The organism is Pseudomonas guariconensis (assembly GCF_015680235.1).
Lineage (GTDB): Bacteria > Pseudomonadota > Gammaproteobacteria > Pseudomonadales > Pseudomonadaceae > Aquipseudomonas > Aquipseudomonas guariconensis_A.
In genome coordinates this window covers 25,952-33,938 of record NZ_JADLJL010000044.1, presented here as the reverse complement: position 1 = coordinate 33,938, position 7,987 = coordinate 25,952, and the positions used below count along the sequence as shown (strand labels likewise).

The window sequence follows — 7,987 nt, the reverse complement described above, 5'->3', positions numbered from 1 at the left end:
CGCCTGGCAAGGGCTTCGCCCTTGATCGCGGGACAAGCCCGCTCCCACAGGGGGCGGCGCTAGCCGCTTGTTCTCTGCGCGACAGCGCAGCCCGAAGGGCTGGGTAATCTCCCACACCTACGGCGGCGTCTCTGAAAACAGCGCAGGCCTGGTGGGTTTGTCCCGCGATCGAGGGCCAAGCCCTTGCCAGGCGACGGTGATACCGGGCCCGGCCTAATCGCGGAACGAGCCCGCTCCAGATTCCCAACCCGTCTACCCTGAAGGAACGGACTCGTCCTTCGGAGGTAGTACCGCGCCATGTACAAGGACCTGAAATTCCCCATACTCATCGTCCACCGCGCCATCAAGGCCGACAGCGTCGCCGGCGAGCGGGTGCGCGGTATCGCCGATGAGCTGGCCCAGGACGGTTTCGCCATCCTCGCGGCAGCCGACCAGGCCGAGGCCCGCTTGGTGGCCGCCACCCACCATGGCCTGGCGTGCATGCTGATCGCCGCCGAAGGCGTCGGTGAAGACACCCGCTTGCTGCAGAACATGGCAGAGCTGATCCGCCTGGCCCGCCAGCGCGCACCGAACCTGCCCATCTTCGCCCTCGGTGAACAGGTGACGCTGGAGAATGCCCCCGCCGAGACCATGAGCGAGCTCAACCAGCTGCGCGGCATCCTCTACCTGTTCGAAGACACCGTACCTTTTCTCGCCCGCCAGGTGGCCCGCGCTGCGCACAACTACCTGGACGGCCTGCTGCCACCGTTCTTCAAGGCGCTGGTGCAGCACACCGCGCAATCCAACTATTCCTGGCATACCCCCGGCCACGGCGGCGGCGTGGCCTACCGCAAGAGCCCGGTAGGCCAGGCATTCCACCAGTTCTTCGGGGAAAACACCCTACGCTCGGACCTGTCGGTATCGGTGCCTGAACTTGGCTCGCTGCTCGACCACACCGGCCCTCTGGCCGAGGCCGAAGCCAGGGCCGCGCGCAACTTCGGCGCCGACCATACCTTCTTCGTGATCAACGGCACCTCCACCGCCAACAAGATCGTCTGGCATGCGATGGTCGGTCGTGACGACCTGGTGCTGGTGGATCGCAACTGCCACAAGTCGGTGGTGCACGCGATCATCATGACCGGCGCCATCCCGCTCTACCTGTGCCCGGAGCGCAACGAACTGGGCATCATCGGGCCGATCCCGCTGAGCGAGTTCAGCCCGGCATCGATCCAGGCGAAGATCGACGCCAACCCACTGGCCCGGGGGCGCACGTCGCGCATCCGCCTGGCCGTGGTGACCAACTCGACCTATGACGGGCTGTGCTACCACGCCGGGTTGATCAAGCAGGTACTGGGTACTCGGGTCGAAGTCCTGCATTTCGACGAGGCCTGGTTCGCTTATGCCGCGTTTCACGAATTCTTCGCCAACCGCTACGCCATGGGCACCCCGCGTGGTGAAGACAGCCCGCTGCTGTTCAGCACCCATTCCACGCACAAGCTGTTGGCGGCGTTCAGCCAGGCCTCGATGATCCACGTGCAGGACGGCAGTCTGCGGCAGTTGGACCGTGACCGCTTCAACGAAGCCTTCATGATGCATATCTCTACGTCGCCGCAGTACAGCATCCTGGCCTCGCTGGACGTCGCCTCGACCATGATGGAGGGGCCGGCCGGCACCTCGCTGCTGCAGGAAATGTTCGACGAGGCACTGAGCTTTCGGCGGGCCTTGGCCAATCTGCGCGAACACATCGCCGCCGATGACTGGTGGTTCAGCATTTGGCAGCCGCCCGCGACCGACGGTGCCCAGGGCCTGGCAGCCCAGGATTGGTTGCTGCAGCCAGGCGCCGAGTGGCACGGTTTCGGCGAGGTGGAGCAGGACTACATGCTGCTCGACCCATTGAAAGTCACCCTGGTGATGCCGGGGCTGACGGTGGGCGGTGCCTTGGACGCGCACGGTATCCCGGCGGCAGTGGTGGGCAAGTTCCTCTGGGAACGGGGGCTGGTGGTGGAGAAGACCGGCCTGTACAGCTTCCTGGTACTGTTCTCGATGGGCATCACCAAGGGCAAGTGGAGCACCTTGCTCACCGAACTGCTCGAATTCAAGCGCCACTACGATGGCAACACCGCCCTGGGCCACTGCCTGCCGAGCGTGATGGCGGTCGCCCCGTCACGTTACCAGGGGCTGGGGCTGCGCGACCTGTGCGACCAACTGCACGGCTGCTACCGGGCCAACGCTACGGCCAAGCAGCTCAAGCGCCTGTTCACCTGCTTGCCGGAAATGGCCATGACCCCGGCCCAGGCCTATGACCGGATGGTGCGCGGGGAGGTGGAGGCGGTGCCGATCGAGGCCTTACTGGGGCGGGTGGCCGCTGTGATGCTGGTGCCATACCCACCTGGCATACCGTTGATCATGCCCGGCGAGCGCTTCACCGAGGCCACGCGTTCGATCATCGACTACCTGGCCTTCGCCCGGGCCTTCGATAGCGGCTTCCCTGGCTTCGTCGCCGATGTCCATGGCCTGCAGAGCGAAGATCATGGCCAGGGGCGTGTCTATACGGTCGATTGCGTCAAGGAATGCGGATGAGCTCGACGCCGCTATGGGCGAGCTCGAAGCGGTCCTCGCCCAGGTGGCGGACGCGGTCGCCGACAGGCAAGCGGTAGGTCACGATCGGCGCACCGAGGCTGCTGCCGTCGGCCTGGAGGGTGGATTCCTGGTACTCATGCACGGGATAGATACGGCCTTCGGCGTCACGTGCGTGGAATTGGCCGACCAGTATTGCTGCCATTTGCGAGAAAACCTCTGAAATTTTTGGGAAATATCTGCAGGCATAGACCCGTGCGGACGGCTGGAAGTTTTCTGCTGATGGCAAAAAAACTCTGGTGGCAGGGTGCGGTCATCTATAACTACAACTTTCCCTAGCCAGCAGAGGTTGCAAACACCATGAGCCAGGTCTATTCGGTAGCGGTCGTCGTCGGCAGCTTGCGCAAGCAGTCCTACAATCGCAAGGTGGCCCGGGCCCTCGGAGAGCTGGCGCCGTCCAGCCTTGCCCTGAAGATCGTCGAGATCGGCGACCTGCCGCTGTACAACGAAGATGTCGAGGCCGATGGCGCACCAGAGACCTGGACGCGTTTTCGCGACGAGATTCGCCGCAGCGACGCGGTGCTGTTCGTAACGCCTGAGTACAACCGTTCGGTGCCGGGCTGCCTTAAGAACGCCATCGATGTGGGCTCTCGGCCGTATGGCCAGAGCGCCTGGAGCGGTAAGCCGGCGGCGGTGGTGAGCGTCTCACCCGGTGCCATCGGCGGCTTTGGTGCCAACCACAGCGTGCGCCAGTCGCTGGTATTCCTGGACATGCCCTGCATGCAGATGCCCGAGGCATACATCGGCGGGGCGGCGAGCCTGTTCGAGGAATCGGGCAAGCTCAATGACAAGACCCGGCCGTTCCTGCAGGCGTTCATCGACAAGTTCGCGGCATGGGTGAAGCTCAACCGGGCCGTTTGACCTGATCGGGGCTGCTGCGCAGCCCTTTCGCGGCACAAGGCCGCTCCTACGTCCAATGTAGGAGCGGCCTTGTGCCGCAAAAGGGCCGCCGAGCGGCCCCGATAGGCTAGCCTTACGACGCTTGCGGCATCTCGCCCTTGGCCAGGCGACGGTTGATGTCGGCGATGACCTCGGGCAGCTCGTTGATGGTGTCGATCAGGTAGTGCGGGCGAGAGCTTTCGAACATCGCGTGGATGCGCTTGCGCTCGCTTTCCAGCTTCTCCGCGCTCAGGGCGCGGTAGCCTTCCCAGGTCAGGCCCAGGGCGTTGCCCGAGCACACCAGGGCGACGGTCCACATGCCGGCGCGACGGCCTTCGAGGATGCCTGGCACGGTGTCGTCGACCTTCACGCAAGCCGCCACATCGTCGATGCCCAGGGCGATCACGTTGGCCAGGGCCTGGGCCGGCCATGGGCGGCCATTGGGGGTTTCGTCGGTGGCCACCACATGGTCGGCGACATAGCCGTTCTGCTTGGCCAGCTCCACCACCTTGTCCATCACCACTTTCGGGTAGCCGGAGCAGGAGCCGATCTTCAGGCCGTCCTTGCGCAGGCCCGTGAGGGTGTCCAGAGCGCCGGGAATCAGCGCCGAGTGCACGGCGATCTTCTCGATCTGCAGCGGCATGAAGCGTTCGTAGATGGCAGTGACATCATCGTCGGTCGGGGTACGGCCGAACACCTTGCGGTAGCGCTCGGCGATTTCAGGCACATCGCACAGGGTGCGGATGTGGTCCCACTTGCCCATGCCCATCGGGCCACGGGCTTCTTCGATGGATACCTGGACGTCGAACTCGGCGAAGGCTTCGACGAAGATCTGGGTCGGGGCGAAGGAGCCGAAGTCGACCACGGTGCCGGCCCAGTCGAGGATGGCGGCTTGCAGCTGGGTGGGGTTGCTGTAGTTCATTGCACGATTTCCTGGAAATTGGGGCGGTTTGTCGAATCAGATGTCCAGCACTTCCATTTCCCGCAGCACCTGGGCCACGGCATCGACGGCAGCTTGCATACCATCGGCTCCCACCACGCCGATGCAGCCGACGCGGAAGGTTTCCACCTGGGTCAGCTTGCCTGGGTAGAGGATGAAGCCTTTGGCCTTCACGCGCTCGTAGAAGTCCTTGAACTGGTAACGGGCGTCACGCGGGGCGTGGAAGGTGACGATGATCGGTGCTTGGATCTCGGCGGGCAGGAAGCTGCGCAGGCCGAGCTTGGCCATGCCGTCGAGCAGGGTCTTGCAGTTGTCTGCGTAGCGCTGATGGCGAGCCGGCAGGCCGCCTTCCTCGTTGTACTGCACCAGGGCTTCGTGCAGGGCGGCGACCACGTGGGTCGGCGGGGTGAAGCGCCACTGGCCGGTCTTGGCCATGTATGCCTGCTGGTCGTGCAGGTCCATCGCCAGGGAATGGCTGTTGCCTTCGGCGGCCGCCAGGGCGTTCTTCTCGGCGAAGACGAAGCCCATGCCCGGCACACCTTCCAGGCATTTGCCGGAGGCAGCGATCAGGGCTTCGAACGGCACTTCGCTGGCATCGATCGGCAGGGCACCGAAGGAGCTCATGGCATCGATGACCAGGCGCTTGCCGTGGCGTTTGACCACCTGGGCGATCTCAGGCAGCGGGTTGAGGATGCCGGTGCTGGTTTCGCAGTGGATCAGCGCCACGTGGGTGACGGCGGGGTCGGCAGCCAGCAGGCGGTCGACATCGGCAGCGGTGGTCGGCTGGTCTTCGGCCGTTTCGAAGGTGCTGTAGGCGCGGCCCAGGACCTTGCAGATCTTCGCCAGGCGCTGGCCGTAGGCGCCGTTGATCAGCACCAACACCTTGCCATCGCGGGGGACCAGGGTGCCGATGGCCGCTTCCACGGCGAAGGTGCCGCTGCCTTGCAGGGGCACGCAGTGGTGGGTGGCATTGCCGTTGACGATGGCCAGCAGTTGTTCGCACAGGCTGGCGGTCAGTTGATTGAAGTCGCGGTCCCAGGAGCCCCAGTCCACCAGCATGGCTTGGCGGGTGCGGGAAGAGGTGGTCAGTGGGCCAGGGGTCAGCAGGATCGGGGCGTTGCTCATTCCGTTATTCCTCACAAGCGGTGGGCTGAAACTACGGGGCCTAAGTTGCAATTTGCTGCTCCATCAATCAAATTGTTTGTTGTTATGCCAGCCATAAGTCAGGCCGATAGATATGAACTTGTTCCAGCTACGCGCCTTCGATGCGGTGGCCCGTGAAGGCAGCTTCACCCGTGCCGCAGAGCGCTTGTTCATCAGCCAGCCGGCGGTGACCGGGCATGTGAAGGCCCTTGAAGAGCACTACCAGATCACGTTGTTGCGACGTACCGCGCGGCGGGTGGAACTAACCGAGGAGGGCACACGTCTGGCGGCCATCACCCGGGCGATGTTCAGCCTGGCCGAGGAAGCCCAGGCCATGCTCGAGGCCAACCGGCAACTGCTGACCGGGCGCCTGGAAGTGGCGGCGGATGGGCCCCACCGGGTCATGCCGATGTTGGGCATGCTGAGGGCGCGCTACCCGGGCATCACCGTCAACCTGCGCCTGGGCAACGCCCAGGAAACCTTGGCGGCGCTGGTCTCCGAGCATGCCGACGTGGCGGTGCTGACCGAGGTCGAGCCGCGTAAGGGGCTGTATCTGCAGAGCCTGGGCGAGTCGCGCTTGTGCGCATTGCTGCCGGTCGGCCACCCCTGGGCGGCAGGCGAGGGCGACCTGCCCCTGGCGGAGCTGGACCGGCAGATCATGGTGCTGCGCGAACCCAGCTCCATTACCCGGCGTACCTTCGACCAAGCCTGCGCCGAGGCCAAGGTGCAGCCGCGAGTATTGCTGGAGCTGGACAGCCGCGAGGCGGTCACCGAGGCGGTGGCAGCAGAGCTTGGCATCGGCATCGTGTCGTCGATGGAGGTGGCGCATGACCCGCGGGTGGTGGCGCGACCGTTGAGTGGCGAGGGGCTGGTGAACCGGCACATGATCGGTTGCCTGGAGCGGCGCCGTGAGCTGCGGTTGATTCAGGCGTTCCTGGGGTTGGCGGTGAGTCTCTGATAAGGAGGCGGCCCTCATCGCGGGGCAAGCCCGCTCCCACAGGCACATCGCTGTTCTTGAGGACGGTGCAATACGTGTCGGCTTGCCCCGCGATGAGGGCCGCACTGGTAAGATCGGTGGCTGAGAAGACACGGGCGCTAGACGGCCAATGAGCGACAAAGACACCATTTCCATGCAGCTGGTGCGCGAAGCGCTGCTGCAGACGTGCCCGGCCGGCCAGCCCGATGCGCCCCTGCTGGCCCGCGCTGGTATCGATGCCTGCGAGCTCGAACAACCCGACGCCCGGGTCACTGCCGAAGCGTACGCCCGGCTCTGGCGTCTGCTGGCCCGGCGCTGCAACGACGAATTCTTCGCCATGGACCCGCGTGGCCTGCGCACCGGGAGCCTGGCCTTCCTGTGTCGGGCGAGCATGGCGCAGCCGACCTTGGGCGCGGCCCTGGACACGGCCTTGGCGTTCCTCTCGCTGATGCTCGAAGACCTGCAACCGAGCCTGGTGCGCCAGCAGAGCCTGGCCGAGATCGTCATCTACGAGCCCCGTGACGAACCCCGGCGCGCCTTTACCTATTTCACCTTCTGGATGATCGTGCACGGCGTGGCCTGCTGGCTGGCCGGGCGGCGCATCCCGATCCTGGCCATCGACCTGCGGTGCGCCGAGCCGCCGTTCTGTGACGATTACCGGGTAATGTTCTCGGAGAACCTGCAGTTCGACCGTCCGCGCACCCGCATGATCTTCGCCGCCGATTGCCTGGACGTGCCCCTGCGCCGTACGCCTGAGGAACTGCAACGGTTCCTGGCCGAAGCGCCGGGCAATATCCTGGTCAAGTACCGCGACCCGGCCAGCCTGGCCCGGCGCATCCGCCACGACCTGCTGGCCCTGGACCCGGCCGGCTGGCCCGACGCCGAAGCGCTGGCACGCCAGCTGTGCCTGTCCGCCTCGACCCTGCGCCGCCGCCTGGCCGACGAGGGGCAGACCTACCAGGGGCTCAAGGACAGTGTGCGGCGCCAGCTGGCGATCGCATGGCTGGCCGACTGCGAGGTGGGCCTGGCGACCATCGCCGAGCGCCTGGGTTTCGCCGACAGCAGTTCGTTCTACAAGGCGTTTCGCAAGTGGTTCGGTTGCAACCCAGGGCATTATCGCGAACTGATCGGCGCCTGCGACGCCAAGCCATTGCCGTAGCGTCCCGTCGCTGGCAAGCCGGCTCCCACAGAGAACAAGCGGCTAGCGCCCCCCTGTGGGAGCGGGCTTGTCCCGCGATTAAGGGCGAAGCCCTTGCCAGGCGACGGTGATTCCGGCCCGGCCTAATCGCGGGACGAGCCCGCTTCCACAGATACAACGGCCCTGCGGCCAAACCGGTCATCGTGATTGACAGTTTTGGCCATTGCCGGCCTGGGTGGCGGGCGCGAACATCTCAGACAAATGGTGCACTCCAACAAAAACAACCAGGAGTCTG

The 7,987-nt window shown here is 65.2% G+C and carries 7 protein-coding genes; 4 read left to right on the top strand and 3 right to left on the bottom strand.

The window, feature by feature from the left end:
• The first annotated feature begins 297 nt into the window (after positions 1 to 297).
• Positions 298 to 2,559: an Orn/Lys/Arg decarboxylase N-terminal domain-containing protein gene (locus IRZ56_RS21280; protein ID WP_196146752.1), complete on the top strand. Its 2,262-nt coding sequence runs from the start codon at positions 298 to 300 to the stop codon at positions 2,557 to 2,559.
• Here IRZ56_RS21280 and IRZ56_RS21275 read toward each other — a convergent pair.
• Positions 2,543 to 2,761: a hypothetical protein gene (locus tag IRZ56_RS21275; RefSeq protein ID WP_084854710.1), complete on the bottom strand. Its 219-nt coding sequence runs from the start codon at positions 2,759 to 2,761 to the stop codon at positions 2,543 to 2,545. The genes IRZ56_RS21280 and IRZ56_RS21275 overlap by 17 nt on opposite strands.
• Before the next feature lie 155 nt (positions 2,762 to 2,916).
• Here IRZ56_RS21275 and IRZ56_RS21270 point away from each other — a divergent pair, with 155 nt between their 5' ends.
• Positions 2,917 to 3,477 (top strand): NADPH-dependent FMN reductase, encoded by a 561-nt coding sequence (locus IRZ56_RS21270; protein WP_196146751.1) that lies wholly within the window; start codon positions 2,917 to 2,919, stop codon positions 3,475 to 3,477.
• A 112-nt stretch (positions 3,478 to 3,589) separates the two neighbouring features.
• Here IRZ56_RS21270 and phnX read toward each other — a convergent pair whose 3' ends face one another.
• Positions 3,590 to 4,417 (bottom strand): phosphonoacetaldehyde hydrolase, encoded by an 828-nt coding sequence (gene phnX, locus IRZ56_RS21265; protein WP_043214125.1) that lies wholly within the window; start codon positions 4,415 to 4,417, stop codon positions 3,590 to 3,592.
• 36 nt (positions 4,418 to 4,453) lie between these two features.
• Positions 4,454 to 5,560, bottom strand: coding sequence for a 2-aminoethylphosphonate--pyruvate transaminase (locus IRZ56_RS21260; RefSeq protein ID WP_196146750.1), 1,107 nt, complete (start codon positions 5,558 to 5,560; stop codon positions 4,454 to 4,456).
• Positions 5,561 to 5,672: 112 nt separating this feature from the next.
• On the opposite strand from IRZ56_RS21260, the gene IRZ56_RS21255 reads away from it, so the two are divergent.
• Positions 5,673 to 6,536 carry a LysR substrate-binding domain-containing protein gene (locus IRZ56_RS21255; protein WP_196146749.1) on the top strand — a complete coding sequence of 288 codons (864 nt, stop codon included), beginning with the start codon at positions 5,673 to 5,675 and terminating at the stop codon, positions 6,534 to 6,536.
• A 148-nt stretch (positions 6,537 to 6,684) separates the two neighbouring features.
• Positions 6,685 to 7,713 carry an AraC family transcriptional regulator gene (locus tag IRZ56_RS21250; RefSeq protein WP_196146748.1) on the top strand — a complete coding sequence of 343 codons (1,029 nt, stop codon included), beginning with the start codon at positions 6,685 to 6,687 and terminating at the stop codon, positions 7,711 to 7,713.
• Positions 7,714 to 7,987: the final 274 nt, after the last annotated feature.

Bases quoted from the DNA above. Each gene is read 5' to 3' on its own strand.
- IRZ56_RS21280 (WP_196146752.1), top strand. From the start codon at position 298: ATGTACAAGGACCTGAAATTCCCCATACTCATCGTCCACCGCGCCATC.
- IRZ56_RS21275 (WP_084854710.1), bottom strand. From the start codon at position 2,761: ATGGCAGCAATACTGGTCGGCCAATTCCACGCACGTGACGCCGAAGGC.
- IRZ56_RS21270 (WP_196146751.1), top strand. From the start codon at position 2,917: ATGAGCCAGGTCTATTCGGTAGCGGTCGTCGTCGGCAGCTTGCGCAAG.
- phnX (WP_043214125.1), bottom strand. From the start codon at position 4,417: ATGAACTACAGCAACCCCACCCAGCTGCAAGCCGCCATCCTCGACTGG.
- IRZ56_RS21260 (WP_196146750.1), bottom strand. From the start codon at position 5,560: ATGAGCAACGCCCCGATCCTGCTGACCCCTGGCCCACTGACCACCTCT.
- IRZ56_RS21255 (WP_196146749.1), top strand. From the start codon at position 5,673: ATGAACTTGTTCCAGCTACGCGCCTTCGATGCGGTGGCCCGTGAAGGC.
- IRZ56_RS21250 (WP_196146748.1), top strand. From the start codon at position 6,685: ATGAGCGACAAAGACACCATTTCCATGCAGCTGGTGCGCGAAGCGCTG.